A 19304-nucleotide genomic window follows, 5' to 3' on the forward strand; every position below is an offset into this window, starting at 1 on the left:
CGGGAGGTTGACGACGGGCCCGACGTGATCAGGCGCCGCGGCTGTCTGCGGCCAGAGCAGCCAATACCTCGGCCGCGTAGTGGTCGGAGGCCTGCGCAAACGCAACCCGCGCATGCGATCGAGCGCCGAAGCGTTCTTTTTCGATTGTGGCGCCCATTCCCAACAGCACGCGCGCGGCTCCGTGCTCGCGTGCCCGCCGCAGCGCGTGCCGCAGCATTTGGCGGTACAGCCCGTGCGACGTCACGTACCGGTAATCCAGCCCGATCAAAATCGGGGCATAGTGGCTCACGCCCACGAACAGCGCACCGAACGACACCACCTCACCGGTCTCGGGTAGCCGGAGCACCATCAGCTCCCAAGCGTCGTGAGACAGCATTTCCCGCAGGATGCGTTTGGGCAGCGGGAACACGTTCAAGGCGAGGCCACGCCGTTGAACCGCACGGTAAAGCTCATAAAAATGGTCGAGTTCTGCATCGCTGACCTCGCGGGAACCGCGGCGCAAGAACTCGACCTCGTAGGTGTCGTCGAACGGGAGAACCCGGCGACGCTGGTGCCATCGCTGCTTCTGCTTGAGCCCGGCCAGCCACGCCTCGTCGCTGTCCGCGACCGATTCGCAGACCAGCGATTCCGGCAGGGAGGTCCGCACATAGCCGGCCGCGCGAATCGCCGCTGCCAGCTCGAGGTCGGCGGCGTCCAGATCACGCAACACGATCGTGCCCGCACCGGCCGCACCCGCATGCTCGGCAACAGCGGCAAGCAACAGCCCCAGAGCACCCCGCCAGTTCGCGCTGCGGTCCAGGTACAGGTGGTCGCCCTCGGTCAGCAGCGATCCCATCGCAAAGTGCAGCGAAGTCAGGTAATAGCGATCCTCGGCGCGACGCCGCTCCACCCGCTCGGAGACCTCAGCCGAGGCGAGCATGTCGTCTTTCCACAGTGCCGCGGTGAAGAACGTGGCCAGGATCGCCCGGCCCGACCCGTCCCGGACGATGTAGTAGTGGAACTGCCAGACGTCCTCCGGGCCTCCGCCCGGGCGGCCGAAAACTCTTTCCAGAAAACGCAATCCGGCCACGGTGAACGTGCCACGATCACCCAGCAGCGCGTCCCATTCGGTCGCGTCGAGTTCGTCGGCCCAGCGTCGATGTTCAAGCCGCAACTGCAGATTGGTGATGACCTCGACATGGCGCAGTTGCGCGGCATCTCCGCCGCGATCCAGGGCGGCCGGCACGTGGCGTGCCAGCGATTTCAGTAGGGCCCGCACATCGTCTAGGGTGTGGTGCCGCGTCAGCGTCGCGCGTACTCCGGAGTGATTCATCGGGACGGCCGGGAACACTCCCGCATTGAGGTACATTCCGTCGGCGATCGCATTCTTGATCACGTCGCGGGTGACCGCGGGCAGGCCCAGGGGAATATACCGGATTGGAGTCAATTCTTTTGTAGCAAGCGGGATTTCGTACTCATCGGCAAGGGTGTTGAACAAGTGGATGCGTCTGCGCAGGTCGGCCTGCAGGCGCGGCAGCTCGCCCGACAAGTGGATCTTGGCCGATTGGATCGCCGCGCCGAGCATGGGCGGCTGAATCGGGCCCGAGAAGATCATCGGACCGCCCACCGTCCGCACCCTGCGGTAGAGCTCGGCGTCGGGGAACACCATCGCGCCGCCTGCCGCTGCGAACGACTTGTTCAGCGAGCATGCCGCGACCACTCGGGGATGGCCGCCGAGCACGTCGAGCGCGGGGCCGCGCCCGTGCTTGCCGGCCCAGCCAACACCGTGCGAGTCGTCGATGTAGAGGTGCAAACGCTCGTGGCGGTCCAGCAGGTCACGCAGCCGCTCGAACGGTGCGACGTCGGCGAACATCGAGTACACGCCGTCGGCGAAATACCAGATCTTGTCGTGCGTTTTGCCGCCGCGCTCGATCAGGGCTTCGAGGCGATCCATGTCGTTGTGGCGGATCACGTCGATCTCGGCACCGAGCACCCGCAACTGGTTGGCCGCCATCTGAACGCTGGCGTGGACCTGGTGGTCTAGCAGCACCACGTCGTGCTCGCCGACGAGCACCGGCAGCGTGGCGAGGTGGCCCAGCGTCGTCGTCGGCACAACCAGTACATGACCGCCGAACATCCGGTCCAGTAAGGCCTCGAGTTCGGAATACTGGGGCGACTGCAGATAGGCACGCGACGAGGAGAATTGCGTGCCGTAGCGCCCGACGGCCTCGATCGTCGCCTCGCGCAACCGCGGATCCAGTTCTAGGCCAAGGTAACTGCACGATCCGAAGCTCACGTGTTCGCGTCCGGCGAGGGTGATGACCCGCCCACCGAACGAGGCATCCTGCGGCTCGAGATGCAGCAACCCGTCGCTGACACCTTCGGTCACCGATTCGTCGAGAATCGCCAGCCGCTCTGCTGGTGTCGGCACAAGCATCTCCCTGAAGGATTGGATACGTTGCGCAGTGAGCTTTGCTCCGGCTCCTTGAGAAACCGTTGAATTTCGCTTGAATCAGGTTGCCAGGCGTTGCATTGCCCGGCGGGCGGCCAGCTTGCCGGAGCGCGCAGCGGCACCGGCGTGCTCGCCGGGTGGGCCCACCGAGGTACCGAGGAAATGGATGTCGCGCTCGGCGTCGTAGCTGGGTGGCTTCTGGAAGCCGGGTGGCGGGACAAACGGACTCGGCGAACAGCACAGACCGAGTCGGGCCTCGTATTCGACCGGCGACAAGAACCGCTGATAGATCAGTGCGGACCGGAATCCGGGCAGGCTGGCGTCCACTGTTTGCAACACATGCTCGATGAGTTCATTTCGTTGCTGCGCCAACGGATTTCGCTCGCCGCGCGGCAATGGGAGAAACGCGTTGACCGTGTAGTGCTGCGGCTGCTCGGGCAGGTCGGATCGAAAAATGTGGAAGTTGGGCCGCGGCACGGCAAGCCCCGCGTCGAGGCGGCGTAGTTGCTCTGCCACGCCGGGCTGAAACCACGCCAGGGTGTGGTAGCCGCTGGGGTAGCGCCATGACTTGTCGACGGCCAGCAGCAGCACGGCCGCCTCGATGCCGGGTTTGGTTCCGGCGGGATAGTGAGCCCAGCGGCCCGCACTGGAAAGGACCGTTCGGGCCGAGACGGGCCCGGCGGGGGTCATGACGCGCATGTTGTTTGCCCCGCCGGCGACTTCCAGAACTTCGCAGTCGAGGCGCAGTTCGCCGCCGAGTTGCGCGAACCGGCGGACCATCGCATCGATCATGGCGCCCGGCCCGCCGACGGGTGTGCAGCTCTTGTCGTAGCCGTAGTCGTGCTCGCGTGCGAAGTTCTCGCGTACCTCGGCGACAGTCACGTCGTCGGGAGACCGCATCATCCCGGTGACCGGCAGGCAGACGGCGTCGGCAAGCAGTGGGTCACCGATGTGCTCGTCGACCAGCTGCCCGATGCTCTGGTCGGGGCTCTTGCGGGCCTGCCACAGCGCTCGTACGAGGCCCGGCACGCGTCGGACGAGCTTAAGTGTCGTCGGGAGGTCCGGCGGCAGGTTGACGACGTGGTCTGCCAGCTGAAAGCGCGCCTTGGGCGTCAGAAATCCGATGTCTACACCGAACTCGCGCAGAATTCGGGCCATCCCGCCGCCGAAGTCGTTGCATCCGGTGACGAACTCATAGCCGTCGAGAGTGAATGTCCCGCAAAGCCCGCCGGGTACCGCGCGCCGCTCGAGCACCAGCGTCTGCACACCCTGCCGCTGCAGCTGCAGCGCGGCGGTGAGTCCCGAAATCCCGCTACCTATGACGACCGCGTCGAACACAGTCGAAACAGATACCACAGCTAGGGGCCGAGCTCCTCGTCGAGGATGGCGAACAGTTGGCTCTCGGTGGCGGCGGTGATGTCCTCGTCGTCCGGGGTCGGCTCGGGTGTCGAACGCGGGGCGGTCAGATCGGTCACGATCGCCTGCAGCCGCTTGCCGAGGTGCGACTTGTCTTCGGGAGTCCACTCGGGCTGGCTGACCAGCGAGTCGAGCTCGCGGGCGATATCGTTGAAGCGCGCCAACAGGTTTGGTTCGTTGGCGGCGCCGCCGGACGCTTGGCCTGCCTGGTTGGGGGCCGCGCTGAGCTGGGTGTCGAGGTGTTCGGCCAGTGCCGCCGGCGTGGGATAGTCGAAGATCACGGTGGGCGGCAGCGTGAGTCCCGTGGCGGACTTGAGACGGTTGCGCAGTTCCACCGCGGTCAGCGAGTCGAAGCCGAGCTCCTGAAATGCTTTGTTCGCGTCGATATCTGGGCTGCTGGCATGTCCCAGTACCGCGATCGCGTTGGTACACACCAACTCGGTGAGTTCGCGCTGACGCTGCTCGGCCGTGAGCCCGTGCAGCCGGGAGATCAATCCCGACATCGACATCGACGCCTCGCCGGCAGCGATCGAACGCCGCGCCACCGGGCTGGTAATCAGCCCACTGAACAGCGGGGGCACCGCCGACCCTGCGGCGGCGAGCGCGGCACGGTTCAGCGGGGTGGCCGCGAGCACGGCCCGATCGGACAGCAGCGCGTTGTCGAGGAATCCCATCGCCCGCTCGGTGCTCAACGGCGCCAGCCCGACCCGGCTCATCCGGGCCCGGTCCCGCTCCCCCAGGTGTTGCGTCATCGCTGAGGCTTCCTCCCACAGCCCCCAGGCCACCGACACCCCCGCCAAACCCTGCGAGCGTCGATGCACTGCCAGCGCATCCAGAAACGCGTTCGCGGCAGCGTAATTGCCCTGCCCCGGAGCACCCACCAGTCCCGAAAGCGAGGAAAACAGCACGAACACAGCCAGATTGAGGTCTTTGGTGTATTCGTGCAGGTTCCACGCGCCGTCGGCTTTGGCCCGCAGCACGGTATCGACACGCTGCGGCGTCAACGAATCGATCAGCGCGTCGTCGATGATTCCCGCCGCGTGGAACACCGCAGTGAGATCCGGATGCGCCGCCAACAGGGCGGACACCTCGTCGCGCTCGGCCACATCGCAGGCCACTACCTGCGCCTGCGCACCCGCCTCGGCCAGTTCGGCCACCAGATCGGCCGCCCCCTCGGCGCGCTCACCAGCCCGACTGACCAGAACCAGTCGCCGCACCCCGTACCGGCTCGCCAAATGACGCGCCACCGCCGCACCGGCCATCCCGGTGCCACCGGTGATCAATACCGTGCCCGCCGCCCAGGCATCCGGCATGGTCAGCACCACCTTGCCGATATGGCGGGCCTGACTCAAGAACCGGTAAGCCTCCGGAGCCAGGCGAACGTCCCAGGTATTGACCGGAAGCCGCTGCAGCGCACCATCTTCGAATAAATGCATCACGTCGGCCAGCATCTGCTCGATCTGTTGCGGACCGGCCTCCATCAAATCGAACGCCCGATACGCCACCCCGGGATGATCCTGGGCAACGACCTGTGCGTCCCGGATGTCGGTCTTGCCCATCTCGATGAAGCGGCCACCCCGCGGCATCAGCCGCAGCGACGCGTCGTTGAACTCACCGGCCAGCGAGTTGAGCACCACGTCCACCCCGCTTCCACCGGTCACCAGAAAGAACTTGTCCTCGAACGCCAGGGTGCGCGAATCGGCGATGTGGTTGTCGTCAAATCCCATGGCCCGCAACGTGTTCCACTTACCGCGACTGGCAGTGACGAAGACCTCGAGCCCCCACAGCCGGGCGAGCTGCACGGCGGCCATCCCCACCCCGCCCGCGGCGGCGTGGATGAGTACCGATTCCCCCGGCTGTACATTCGCCAACACGCGCAGCGCGTAGTAGGCCGTCAAGAACACGGTGGGGGTAGCCGCGGCTTCCGTCATGGACCAGCCCGCAGGGACCTTGGTCACCAAACGTGCGTCTACCACCGCATCCGATGCGGCCAGTCCCAACAGTCCCAGCACCGGTTCGCCGACGGACAAGCCGGTGACTTCCGGACCGATTTCGGTGACCACACCGGCCCCTTCGGCGCCCACCTCCGCCATCCCGGGGTACATACCCAGCGCCACCAGCACGTCGCGGAAGTTCACTCCCAGTGCCTGCACCGCGACTCGCACCTGGCCGGGGGCCAGGTCCGCAGCCGGGCACGGCACCAGGGCCAGCTCCTCGAATGTGCCGCCGGCGCCGGCAATCAGACGCCATCCGCCCTCGGCATCGGGCACCTGCAATACCGGCGCCGGACCCACCGGCGTCAGTCGAGCCGCATACACCTTTCCGCCGCGGACCACCAATTGCGGTTCATTGCAGGCGATTACATCGGAGACATCCAGCGAACCGTCGGTGTCGACCAGCACCAGTCGACCCGGATGTTCGGCCTGGGCCGAGCGCACCAACCCCCACGCCGCCGCACCGGCCAGATCGGTGACGTCCTCACCCGACAGCGCGACGGCCCCGTGGGTCAGCACCACGAACAGCTCGGCTCGCTCCTCGGCGAGCGCGGACTGCACGGCCGCCAGCGCCCGATGCGTGACGGCGTGTACCGACTCGATGTCGTTGGCCGTGGACTCCAGCTCGAAGATCTCCGGGGTTGCGCCGGTGTCGCCGCCGGGTGGCGACACCGGCGACCAGACCACCTCGAGCAGCCCGCGATTGGTCGTATCAACGCCGGCGATAGCCGTCGACAACTGCTCAGCCGATACCGGACGCATGACCAGGGCCCGCACCGACAACACCGGTGCCCCGGTTGTGTCGGCCAAGTCCACGGATACCGCACCGTCGCCGGCCGGCGCGATCCGCACCCGGACCCGCGACGCACCCGCGGCATGCAGCGAGACGCCCTGCCACGAAAACGGCAGTAAGGTTGCCTGGTTCTGCTCGCTCATCCCCATCGCATGCAACGCCGCGTCCAGGATCAGCGGGTGGATTCCGAAGCCGGCCAGGGTGACTCCCGCATCGGCGGGGACGGCGACCTCGGCGAATATCTCCGAACCACGCTGCCACATCGCTGCGAGACCGCGAAACGCACCGCCGTACTCGTAGCCGCGTTCGGCCAGCCGCTCATACGCGCCGTCGATGTCGACCGCGGTGGCGCTGGCCGGTGGCCACAGCGAAAAACTCGATGCCGGCGGTACCGGTGTGGCCGTCAACAGGCCCTGGGCGTTCAGCACCCAGCGCGAATCCTGGGCATCAGCACGCGAATACACCGACACCGACCGCTCGCCCAACTCGTCGGCACCGCCCACCAGGACCTGTACCTGCAACCCGCCCACCATCGGCAGGGCCAGCGGTGCGACCACCGTCAGCTCCTCGACGGTCCCATAGCCCACCTCGTCGCCGGCCCGCAACGCCAGCTCTACAAAGGCCGCCCCAGGCAACAGCACTACGCCACCGACGACATGGTCGGCCAACCACCGCTGATCCTCTACCGACAGTCGGCCCGTCAACACCACACCGCCGGAGTCCGGCTGTTCGACCACCGCACCCAACAAACCATGCTGAGCCCAGGCCAGTCCCATGCCGCGGATGTCGCCCGAACCCGTCGACCCCGGCGGCAACCAGTAGGTCTGCCACTGGAAGGCGTAGGTGGGCAGATCAACGAGCCGGCCACGGCTGCCATAGATCGCCGGCCAGTCCACCGGCGCACCCGCGGTAAATAACCGGCCCACAGCGTCCAGCACCGAGGCCGTCTCCTGACGATCCTTGCGTAACGCCGGAACCGTCACCGCATCAACCAACGACAACGACTGCTCCACGAGCGCGGCCAGCCCGCCGGCCGGGCCCATCTCGATAAACGCTGTGGCACCGGCCGATTCCAGCGACCGCACCCCGTCGGCGAACCGCACCGGACGCCGTACGTGCTCAACCCAATACTTCGCCGATCCGTAGTCCGCGTCGGCGAGTTGCCCAGTCACATTGGAAATCAACGGAATCCGCGGCTTCGACACGGCAATGCCGTCGGCGATCTGAGTGAATTCCTCGAGCATCGGTTCCATCAGCGACGAGTGAAACGCGTGCGACACGTTCAACCGATGCACGCGGCGGCCGCGCCGGGCGAATCGATCCGCGATGCCGCTCACCGCCGCCTCGCTACCCGAAATCACCACTGCGTCGGGCGCATTCACGGCAGCCAGGTCTGCGCCGTCGACCAGCAGCGGCGCCACTTCCTCTTCGCCGGCGGCCACCGCCACCATCGCGCCGCCGGCCGGCAACGCCGACATCAGCCTGCCGCGGGCGGCTACCAATCTCGCCGCATCGGCCAATGACAACACCCCGGCAACGTGCGCGGCCGCGATCTCGCCCACCGAATGACCGATCATCAAATCCGGGACAATGCCCCAGCCCTGCAACACCTTTGCCAGCGCCACCCCGATCGCGAAAAGCGCCGGCTGAGCGAATTCGGTGCTGGTCAGCAGTGCCTCGTCGGCCCCCCAGAGCACCTTTCGCAGCGGCAGGCGCAGGTGTGCATCCAGCGCGTCGGCCACCGCGTCGAATTCGCGGGCGAACAACGACAATTCCGCATACAGCTGTTCGCCCATGCCGAGCCATTGCGCGCCCTGCCCGGGGAACACGAAGGCCGTCTTGCCGCCCGATCGCGCGCGGCCCACCGCCGCGCTGGCGCCCGGCTCGCCGGCCGCCACCTCCGAGAGCGCCGTCAACAGAGTCTGGCGGTCGGCGCCCACCAGCACCGCGCGATGTTCGAACACCGCACGGGTTTTCACCAACGACCGGCCCACGTCAACCGGGTCCAAAGCGGCGTCGGCCGTCACGAACGCCAGCAGCCGCTCGGCCTGCCCGGCCAACGCCGCTGCGGACCTCGCCGAGAGAATCCACGGCACCACCGACAGGTCGTTGTCCGGTTCAGCGTCGGCGCTTTCGATCGGAGCGGCTGCCGGAGCCTGCTCGACGATGACGTGGGCGTTGGTCCCGCTGATCCCGAATGACGACACCCCCGCCCGCCGTGGCCGGTCGCCCGCCGGCCAAGGCCGCGACTCGGTCAGCACCGACACCGCGCCCGCTGACCAATCCACGTGTGGCGTCGGCACATCCACATGCAACGTCTTCGGCATCACGCCGTGGCGGATGGCCTGGATCATCTTGATCACCCCGGCCACCCCCGCGGCGGCGGAGGTGTGGCCGATGTTGGATTTGATCGACCCCAACCACAACGGCTCCCCGTCGGGCCGGCCCTGGCCGTAGGTGGCCAGCAGCGCCTGGGCCTCGATGGGATCCCCCAGCCGGGTGCCCGTTCCGTGCCCTTCGACCAGGTCGACGCCGGCGGCGTCGAGCCGGGCGCTGGCCAGCGCCGCCCGAATCACCCGCTGCTGGGCGGGGCCGTTCGGTGCCGTCAGCCCGTTGGAGGCACCGTCCTGATTCACCGCCGACCCGCGGATCACCGCGAGCACCGGATGCCCCAGCCGTTGCGCGTCGGCCAGCCGTTCCAGCACCAGCACGCCGGCGCCTTCCGACCAGGAGGTGCCGTCGGCGCTGCCGGCGTACGCCTTGCACCGGCCATCGGGTGCCAGCGCCCGCTGCCGGCTGAACTCGACAAATGGGGCCGGGCTGGACATTACGGTGACACCGGCGGACAACGCCAGGTCGCACTCCCCCGACCGCAGCGACTGGGCCGCCAGGTGCAACGCCACCAGCGACGACGAACACGCCGTATCCACCGACAGCGCCGGACCTTCCAGCCCCAGCACATACGCCACCCGGCCAGAGGCGACGCTCAACGTGGAACCCGTCAGCCCGTAGCCCTCCAACTCACCCTGTACGTGACCGCCATAGTTGTCATGAATGACCCCGGCGAACACACCGGTGGCCGAGCCTCGCAGCGTGGTCGGGTCAATCCCCGTGCGCTCCAACGCTTCCCACGACAGCTCCAGCATCAATCGCTGCTGCGGGTCCATCGCCAAAGCCTCGTTGGGCCCGATGCCGAAGAATCCGGCGTCGAATGCGGCCACCTCGTCCAGGAACGAGCCGCGGCGGGTGTACATCTTCCCGGCGGCATCCGGGTCCGGGTCGAACAGCCCCTCGACGTCCCAGCCGCGATCAGCGGGGAAATCCGAGATGGCGTCGCGGCCGGCGGTGACCATGTCCCACAACGCCTCCGGCGAGTGCACCCCGCCGGGGTACCGGCAGCTCATCCCCACCACCGCCACGGGCCCGGACAGCTTGGCTTCCAGCTCCGACAACCGCTTTCGGGTGTGCCGCAGATCCGCCGTGAGGCGTTTGAGGTAATCGACGTGTTTGCCGGTTTCCGGCATGGTTGCTCCTTGTCGGAATGGGCTCAGGAGCCGAGTTCTTCGTCGAGAATGGCGAAGAGCTGGCTTTCCGTGGCGTCGGTGATGTCGTCGTCGATCAGGTGGGTCAGGATGCCGTGCAAACGACTGTTCAGCTGCGCCTTGTCTTCGGGGCTCCAATCGGGCCGGTTGAGCAGCGTCTGCAGCTCCCGGGTGATTTCGTCGAAGCGGGCCAACAGGTCGGGTTCGTCGCTGACCGGACGGACCGTATCGAATTGGGCGATAAGGTGTTCCGACAGCGCGGCCGGGGTCGGATAGTCGAAGATCAGGGTGGGCGGCAAGGTGAGCCCTGTCACGCTCTTGAGCCGGTTACGCAACTCCACCGCCGTCAACGAGTCGAAGCCGAGATCTTGAAAAGCGCGCTGGGCGTTGATGTCTGCCACGCTGGAGCGTCCCAGCACCGTTGCGGCGTTACTGCAGACCAGTTCGCTCAGTTCGCGGCGGCGCTGCTCGGGGCTCAATGCGTTCAGCCGCGACGCCAATCCCGACGTCGACACCGCGATAGCACTGTCGACGATGACCCGCCGGATCGGGTGGGCCACCAGCCCGCTCAACAACGGCGGCACCGATGCTCCGGCCAGGGCGGCGGGATCCAGCCGGGCGGCCAGCAGAACCGGCCGGTCGGCCAGCAGCGCGGTATCCAGCAATCCCAATGCCGCTTCGGTCGAAATCGGCACCAGCCCAGTGCGATTCATCCGGGCCCGGTCACGTTCGCCCAGGTGCTGGGTCATCGCCGAAGCCTGTTCCCACAGCCCCCAGGCCACCGACAAACCCGGCAACCCGCCGGCGCGACGGTGGGCCGCCAGCCCGTCCAGGAACGCGTTCGCCGCCGCGTAATTGCCCTGGCCCGCGGTTCCGACGATCCCCGCCATGGACGAAAACATCACGAAGACAGACAAATCCAGCTTCGCGGTGAGCTCGTGCAAATGCCAAGCTCCATCGACCTTGGCCCGCAACACGTTATCCACTTGCTCTGGTGTCAACCCCGTGATGGTCGCGTCATCGAGAACCCCTGCGGCGTGGAACACCCCTTTGAGGGGATAGCGCGGATCCAGACCGGCGAGCAACGTGGCAACCGCCTCGCGATCGGCCACATCGCAGGCCACCACCGCTACCTCGGCGCCGGCTTCGCGCAGGCGTGCCACCAGCTGTGCAGTTCCCCCGGCTTGTTCCCCGCTGCGGCTGGCCAGCACGACGCTGGCCACCCCATACCGCTCTACCAGATGAGCCGCCACCGCCGAACCGGCCATCCCGGTGCCGCCGGTGATCACCACCGTGCCCCCGGCCAGTTCACCACCGGCCTTACTCAGTAGCGCACCGCCGGGCCCGTCCGGCAACGTCAGCACCACCTTGCCGACGTGACGGGCCTGACTGACAAAGCGATAGGCCGCCGAAGCACACCGCACATCGAAAGCCTTGACCGGCAACGGTGTCAGTGCGCCGGCCGCCAGCAACCTGACCACTTCGGAGAGCATGGCCGCGATACGTTCCGGGCCGGCTTCGATCAGATCGAAGGCGCGATATTGCACACCCCTGTACCGCTCGGCCACCAGGTGCGGGTCGCGCAGGTCGGTCTTGCCCATCTCGATGAAACGGCCGCCGGGAGTCAGCAGCCGCAGCGACGCGTCGGTGAACTCCCCGGCCAGCGAGTTGAGCACCACGTCCACCCCACGACCGCCGGTGACCGCCGAGAACTTCTCCTCGAAGTCGAGGCTGCGGGAATCCGAGATGTGGTCTTCGTCAAAGCCCATGGCCCGCAAGGTTTCCCACTTGCCCCGGCTGGCGGTGGCGAACACCTCGAGACCCAGATGCCGGGCCAGTTGCACAGCGGCCATGCCGACTCCGCCGGTACCGGCATGCACCAGCACCTTCTCCCCGGCCTTTGCGCCGGCCAATACCGACAGGCCGTAGAACGCCGTCAAGAACACCACCGGGACACCGGCCGCCGTTATCAGCGACTGCCCCGCCGGCACCGCCGTCACCAGTCGCGCATCCACCACCGCCTCGGCGCCCACCACGCCGAGCAATCCCATCACCGCGTCGCCGACCAGCAGCCCGTCCACGCCGGGACCCACCTCCACCACCACGCCGGCACCCTCGGCCCCCAATTCCCCACCGCCGGGATACATTCCCAGCGCCACCAATACATCCCGGAAATTCACCCCGACGGCGGCCACCGCGACTCGCACCTGCCCGGCGGCCAGTTCGGCCCGGCCGGCCGGGGCCACCACCAGATCCTCCAGCGTCCCCCCGCCGCCGACGGCCAGCTGCCAGCCCCCGGACCCGGACGGCAGCTCCAATACCGATCCGGCGCCCACCGGTACCACCCGCGCCGCGTATGCTACGCCGGAACGAACCACCAAAGCCGGTTCACCGCAAGCGACTACGTCGGCGACATCCAGCGAGCCGTCCGAATCGACCAGCACCACCCGCCCCGGGTGCTCGGCCTGAGCCGAACGCACCAAGCCCCAAATCGCCGCACCCGCCAAATCGGTGACGTCCTCGCCCGGCAGGGCCGCGGCACCACGAGTTACCAGCGCCAGCATGCCGTCCTCAGTACCGGCCAGCCAGGACTGCAATTCGGCCAGCACCGCGTGCACGCCCGCATACACCGCGTCCAGCACATCGGCACCGTTGGCGTCGGTGCGGGCAGCCAACCCGCGCACCACGAATTTATGATCACCAATCCCACTGTGTCCCAATGCAATCGGCGACCAGCCCACCTCCAGGAGCCGTCCGCCACCAGACCCGGCACCACCGCCAGCGGCGGTGACCGCCGCCGACAGCACCTGCGTCGAGACCCGACGAACGACCAATTCCCGCACCGACAGCACCGGGAGGCCGTCGGTGTCGGCCAACTCCACCGACATCGCACCCACACCTAACGGCGCCAATCTCGCCCGAACCCGTGACGCCCCGGACGCGTGCAGGCAAACGCCCTGCCAGGAAAACGGCAACATCGGCTGTTCGCCATCATCGACCACGCCCCAGGCATGCAAGGCGGCATCCAACACCACCGGATGAATCCCGAACCCGCCGGCCAGCACTCCCTCCGGCAGCGCCACCTCGGCGAAAACCTCACGGCCCCTTCGCCACAACGAACGCAATCCCTGGAACGCCGGGCCATAGCCGTAGCCCCGCCCGCCCAGCACGTCATAGGCATCGCCGGCACCCACGGCCTGGGCTCCCACCGGTGGCCACACCGACAGGTCCGTGGCAGCCGGCATCGCCGCCGCGCTCAACGTGCCCTGAGCGTGCAGCACCCACACCGAATCAGCCCCCATGCCATGGGAATACACCGATACCGCCCGGCCGCCCGATTCCGTAGCGGCACCCACCACCACCTGCATCCGCATCCCACCGGCCGGCGGCAACACCAGCGGAGCCAACAACGTCAACTCCTCGACCACGCCGCAGCCGACCGCATCACCGGCCCGGATGGCCAGCTCCACAAAGCCCGCTCCGGGATACAGCACCACACCGCCCACCGCGTGGTCGGCCAACCACGGCTGGGCGGTCAGCGAAAGTTGACCCGTCAACACCACGCCACCGGAATCGGGCCGCTCCAGCACGGCACCCAACAGCGGATGACTGACACCGGCCAGGCCGAGGCCGGTCGCATCGCCGCTGTCAACGCCCAAGGGCCCCAACCAAAATCGCCGCCGGACAAACCCGTACGTCGGCAACTCCACTTGCCGGGCGGCCAGACCCTCAAACGCCGCTGACCAGTGCACCGCCACACCGGCGACATGCGCCTGGCCGGCTGACAGCCAGAACCGGTCCAGGCCACCGTCGTCTCGACCCAGCGACGGGACGATGATCGGTTCACCGACACTGGTCTGCGCAGCATCGGCCAGGGTCTCTTCGATGCCGGCGATCAGCACCGGATGCGGGCTGCATTCGACGAACACCTGGTAGCCGTCGTCGGAGGCGCTGCGGACGGCCTGCTCGAATTGCACGGTCTGGCGGATGCTGCGGAACCAGTACTCGGCGTTCAAACCGGCGGTGTCCATGAGTTGGCCGGTGACCGTTGAGAAGAACGCCGTTGTAGAGCAGCGGGGCATCAGCCCGTCCAGGGCCCCGATCAGGTCTGCGTGGATCGCGTCCACCTGGGCCGAGTGCGAAGCGTAATCGACGTCGATCCTGCGGGCGCGAATGCCGTCGGCTGCGCAGCGTTGCAGCAGGTCCTCGATGGCGCCCACCTCACCGGCCACCGCGACCGCCGAAACGCCGTTCACCGCAGCGATATTCAGTCTTTCACCCCAGAGCGCGGCCAGCTCCTTGGCTTTGGACAGTCCGCATGCCAATGACGCCATGCCGCCGGCCCCGGACAATTGCAGCAACAGCCGGCTGCGCAGCGCCACCACCTTGGCGGCGTCCTCCAGCGACAATGCGCCGGCCACATAGGCCGCCGCGATCTCCCCCTGCGAATGCCCGATCACCGCGTCGGGAACCACTCCAATGGAACGCCACAATTCGGCCAGCGACACCATGATCGCCCACAGGGCGGGCTGCACCACGTCCACCCGATCCAGCCCCGGCGCGTCCGGCGCGCCACGCAAGACGTCGATCAACGACCAGTCCACATACTCACTGAGCGCCTTTTCGCAGAGGTGCAGATGGTCGGCGAATACCGGTGCAGCATCGAGCAATTGGACACCCATGCCCAGCCACTGAGATCCCTGGCCCGGGAAAACGAACGCCGTCTTGCCCACCGATCGCGCACGCCCGGCCACCACGCTCGAACCCGGCTCGCCGGCCGCCAGGGTCGCGAGCCGCTCCATCAACTCGGTGCGATCGCCACCCACCACCACGGCCCGATGTTCGAACATCGACCGCGTCGAAACCAGCGACCATCCCACATCGAGTGCACTCGAGGCTTCATCGGCCGCGACCCATTCCAGCAGCCGCTGCGCCTGATAGGCCAACGCGTGTGCCGACCGCGCCGACAGCAGCCACGGAATCGCAGCGACGCGGTGATCACCCTCAAGCACAACGGGTTCCACCGCAGGCGCCTGCTCGACGATCACATGCGCGTTGGTCCCACTGATCCCGAACGACGAGATCCCGGCGCGCCGCGGCCGGCCCGACACCTCCCAGGCCCGCGCCTCGGTCAGCAACGACACCGCACCAGCGGACCAATCCACGTGCGGCGTAGGCACATCCACGTGCAGTGTCTGGGGCATGACCCCGTGCCGCATCGCCAACACCAGCTTCATCACCCCGGCCACGCCGGCCGCCGCGGAGGTATGACCCATGTTCGATTTGATCGAACCCAGCCAGAGCGGCTCGGTTCGGCCTTGTCCGTAGGTCGCCAAAATCGCCTGCGCCTCAATGGGATCCCCCAGGGTGGTGCCGGTCCCATGTCCTTCCACCAAATCCACGTCGGTCACGCTCAATCGCGCACTGGCCAAGGCAGCCTTGATCACCCGCTGCTGCGCCGGTCCGTTGGGCGTGGCCAGGCCGTTGGAGGCCCCGTCCTGGTTGACCGCCGATCCTCGCACCACCGCCAGCACCGGATGCCCCAACCGCTGGGCATCGGTGAGTCGCTCGAGCACCAGGGCGCCGGCGCCCTCGGAGAACGCAGTGCCGTCCGCGGCCCCCGCGTACGCCTTGGACCGGCCGTCGGGCGACAGCGCCCGCTGCCTGCTGAACTCGATGAACATCGCCGGGGTGGCCATTACGGTGACCCCGCCGACCAGCGCCAGATCGCACTCTCCGGACCGCAGCGACTGCACCGCCAAATGCAGCGCCACCAGCGACGACGAACACGCCGTGTCCACCGACACCGCGGGGCCCTCCAAGCCCAGTTCGTAGGCGACCCGGCCGGATGCGACGCTCAGCGTCGACCCGCGCAGCCCGTAGCGCTCCAGGTCCCCGGGCACCCGGCCCTGGCCGCCGTAGGTTCCGTGGAAGATACCGGCGAACACGCCTGCCGACGAACCCCGAATGCGCATCGGGTCGATGCCCGCACGCTCCAGCGCCTCCCAGGACACCTCCAGCAACAGTCGCTGCTGCGGGTCCATCGCCAGCACCTCGCTGGGCGCGATGCCGAAGAACTCGGCATCGAAACCGGCCACATCCGTCAGGAAGCCGCCGCAGCGCGTGTAAGACTTGCCGACCGCGTCGGGATCGGGATCGAACAGGCCGGCCAGGTCCCACCCGCGGTCCGCGGGAAACTCCGAGACCACGTCGCGGCCGGCCGCCACCATGTCCCAGAGCGCCTGCGGCGAATCCACCCCACCGGGATACCGGCAGCCCATCCCCACGATCGCGACCGGCTCGGTGTTCAGCGCCAGGTAGTCGCGGTTCTCCCGCTTGAGCCGCTCGTTTTCCTTGAGTGATCGGCGAAGCGCGGTGATGAGCTCTTCTTGAGTGCTGTCCATAGATCGCGACCTTTCGTGCTACTCAAGGTGAGGCGCGCCGAGCGTAACGCCACTGCGAGATTTCGCTCCGAATGTCGCAGTGTCGTTACGCTCGCGGGGAACCGGATTCAGTGCCAGCGCAAGAGCACCAATTCGGAGCAGAAACCCGGACCCATGGCGATCATCAGCCCAGGGCTGCCACTGGGTGGCGGTTTGGCAAGGGTGTCCCGAAGCACGTGCAGAACCGACGCCGACGACAGGTTGCCGATCTCACCCAGCGAGCGCCACGTCAGCTCCAGGGCTTCGGGCTTCAACTGCAGGCATTCGGTGATCGCCTCGATGACCTTGGGTCCCCCAGGGTGGGTTACCCAGGCGCCGATGTCGGTAGTGGTCAGGTCATGGGCGGCCAGAAACGCCGTGACATCGTCGGCCAGATACTGCTGCACGATCTCAGCCAGATCCTTGGACAGGACCAGCTCGAAGCCGGCCGAGCCGATGTCGTAACCCATGGTGCGCAGCGAATCGGGGTAAAGCGTGCTGCGCGAGTCCAGGATGTCGGGGCCGCCGGCGTTCAGCTCCTGGGCGCGACGATCACCGACGGCGACCACCGCGGCGGCACCATCGGCAAACAGGGCGCTGCCGACCAGGCCGGCCAGGGAGGGCTTGTACCCCGGGAAGGTGAGCGAGCAGAGCTCGACGGAGACCAGTGCCGCGACGCCGTCAGGGGTACCGCGCAAGTAGTCGTGCAGGCGGGCCACCCCGGCTGCCCCGGCGACACAACCCAGGCCGAAGAGCGGCACCCGGCGCACGTCGGCGCGCAGGCCCACCCGGCCCGCGATCCGGGCGTCCAGCGACGGCACCGCGATACCGGTGACCGTCGTGGTGATCAGGACGTCGAGGTCCTGGGGCTGCAGGCCGGCCTCGTCCAGCGCGCCGAGCAGCGCCTCGACACCGAGATCGACGGCCTTGTCGATGAAGATCTTGTTCGCCTCGCCGAAGTCGGTGAGCTTTGGATACGCCTCCATCGGCAGGATCATGTGCCGGCTGTTGACCTTGGCGCTGGTGTGCAACTGCCGGACGATGTCTTCGTAACCCTCGAATTCCGGCTCCCGGACAAATGCGTCGGTGAGTTCGCGTTGGGAATAACGGTATGGCGGCAACGCGCCGAACACTCCCGCGATGACGCTCATTTTGACCCCACCCCTTTGACACGAATCGTCAAGGCCGGTTAGTTCAACCGGATCGCTTTAGAGCTGCGAGTTTAGTCGGAGCCGAACTGACCGGCAAAAGCGCTCAACGCGCCAGCTGACGGCGCAACCGATCGGCGCTCGCGCGCACCGCACTCAGCTGTTTTGCGACTTGATCGGGCGCGGTCCCACCGCGGGAGTCTCGGGAGGAAACCGACCCTTCGATCGTCAGCACGTCGCGAACCCGCGGGGTCAGCTCAGGACTGATCGCGGCCAGCTCGTCGTCGGTAAGCTCTGGCAGTCCCACCCCGCGCTGTTCGGCGGCGCGCACCGCGGCGCCGGCCGCCTCATGCGCGGACCTGAACGGAACCCCTTGCCGCACAAGCCATTCGGCGATGTCGGTGGCCAGTGTGTAGCCGGCCGGCGCCAGCGCCGCCATCCGCTCGACGTGAAACGTCAGGCTGCCGACCAGGCCGGCCATCGCCGGCAACAGCAGCTCGAGCTGAGCCACCGAGTCGAACACCGGCTCCTTGTCTTCCTGCAGATCTCGGTTGTAAGCCAGCGGCTGAGCTTTCAGCGTGGCCAGCAGGCCGGCCAGGTTTCCGATCAACCGGCCGGACTTACCGCGGGCCAGCTCGGCGATGTCGGGGTTCTTCTTCTGCGGCATGATCGAGCTGCCCGTCGACCATGAGTCGTGCAGGGTGACATAGCCGAACTCCGTCGAACTCCACAGGATGATGTCCTCGGCGAGCCGGGATAGGTCGACGGCGATCATCGCGAAGACGAACGCGGCCTCGGCGGCGAAGTCACGGGCTGCGGTCGCGTCGACGGAGTTGTCGGCGGCGGCGGTGAATCCCAGGTCAGCGGCGATCGCGTCCGGGTCCAGACCCAGCGAGGAGCCGGCCAGCGCGCCGGAGCCGTATGGGGAGATGGCGGCGCGCCGGTCGAAGTCGGCGATGCGGTCGACGTCGCGCAGCAACGGATGGGCGTGGGCGAGCAAATGGTGGGCCAGCAGGATCGGCTGGGCGGATTGCAGGTGGGTTTTGCCCGGCATGATGGCCGTCGGGTACGCGGCGGCCTGCTCGGTGAGCGCCCTGACGACGTCGAGTACGCCGTTGGCCACCCGGCGCACCGCGTCGCGCAGCCACATCCGGAACAGCGTGGCCACCTGGTCGTTGCGTGATCGGCCGGCCCGTAGCCGCCCGCCCAGTTCGGGGCCGACGCGGTCGATCAGCCCGCGTTCCAGGGCGGCGTGTACATCCTCGTCGGTGACCAGCGGTGTGAAGCAGCCGTCGGCGACATCTTGGGCCAGGCTGTCGAGCCCGGCCAGCAGGCCGTCGCGCTGCTCTTCGGTGAGCAGGCCGGCTTTGAACAGCACGATGGTGTGCGCCCTCGATGCGGTGACGTCGTAGGGCGCCAACACCCAGTCAAAGTGGGTGGATTTGCTCAGCGCGGCCAGCGCGTCCGACGGGCCCCCGGCGAATCGCCCGCCCCACAGCGACCCCTCGTTGGTGCTCACTGAGTCAGCTTTTCACCGCGAGTGTGAACCTCACGACGC

5 protein-coding genes and 1 pseudogene are annotated in these 19304 nt (G+C 67.6%); all 6 read right to left on the reverse strand.

Features of this window, described 5'->3' with window-relative positions:
• Positions 1–28 precede the first annotated feature (28 nt).
• The 6 genes and pseudogenes from BST12_RS19205 to argH all read right to left on the reverse strand — a co-directional run bounded on the left by BST12_RS19205 (position 29) and on the right by argH (position 19265).
• The gene (locus BST12_RS19205; RefSeq protein ID WP_211281309.1) at positions 29–2410 is read right to left on the reverse strand and encodes an aminotransferase class I/II-fold pyridoxal phosphate-dependent enzyme; all 2382 of its coding nucleotides are present in this window, start codon (positions 2408–2410) and stop codon (positions 29–31) included.
• An 81-nt stretch (positions 2411–2491) separates the two neighbouring features.
• Positions 2492–3787, reverse strand: coding sequence for a phytoene desaturase family protein (locus BST12_RS19210; RefSeq protein WP_245850434.1), 1296 nt, complete (start codon positions 3785–3787; stop codon positions 2492–2494).
• 191 nt (positions 3788–3978) lie between these two features.
• Positions 3979–10158, reverse strand: a pseudogene (locus tag BST12_RS19215) (SDR family NAD(P)-dependent oxidoreductase); the annotation flags it as partial.
• A gap of 23 nt (positions 10159–10181) precedes the next feature.
• Positions 10182–16580, reverse strand: a complete 6399-nt coding sequence (locus tag BST12_RS19220; protein WP_083114727.1) for a type I polyketide synthase — start codon at positions 16578–16580, stop codon at positions 10182–10184.
• A gap of 107 nt (positions 16581–16687) precedes the next feature.
• Positions 16688–17749, reverse strand: a complete 1062-nt coding sequence (locus tag BST12_RS19225; protein WP_083114728.1) for a type III polyketide synthase — start codon at positions 17747–17749, stop codon at positions 16688–16690.
• 103 nt (positions 17750–17852) lie between these two features.
• The gene (argH, locus tag BST12_RS19230) at positions 17853–19265 is read right to left on the reverse strand and encodes an argininosuccinate lyase (RefSeq protein WP_083114729.1); all 1413 of its coding nucleotides are present in this window, start codon (positions 19263–19265) and stop codon (positions 17853–17855) included.
• Between the last annotated feature and the right edge of the window lie 39 nt (positions 19266–19304).

The organism is Mycobacterium angelicum, from assembly GCF_002086155.1.
GTDB lineage: Bacteria > Actinomycetota > Actinomycetes > Mycobacteriales > Mycobacteriaceae > Mycobacterium > Mycobacterium angelicum.

Coding starts and splice junctions, on each gene's coding strand:
- BST12_RS19220 (WP_083114727.1), bottom strand. CDS start 16,580: ATGGACAGCACTCAAGAAGAGCTCATCACCGCGCTTCGCCGATCACTC.
- BST12_RS19225 (WP_083114728.1), bottom strand. CDS start 17,749: ATGAGCGTCATCGCGGGAGTGTTCGGCGCGTTGCCGCCATACCGTTAT.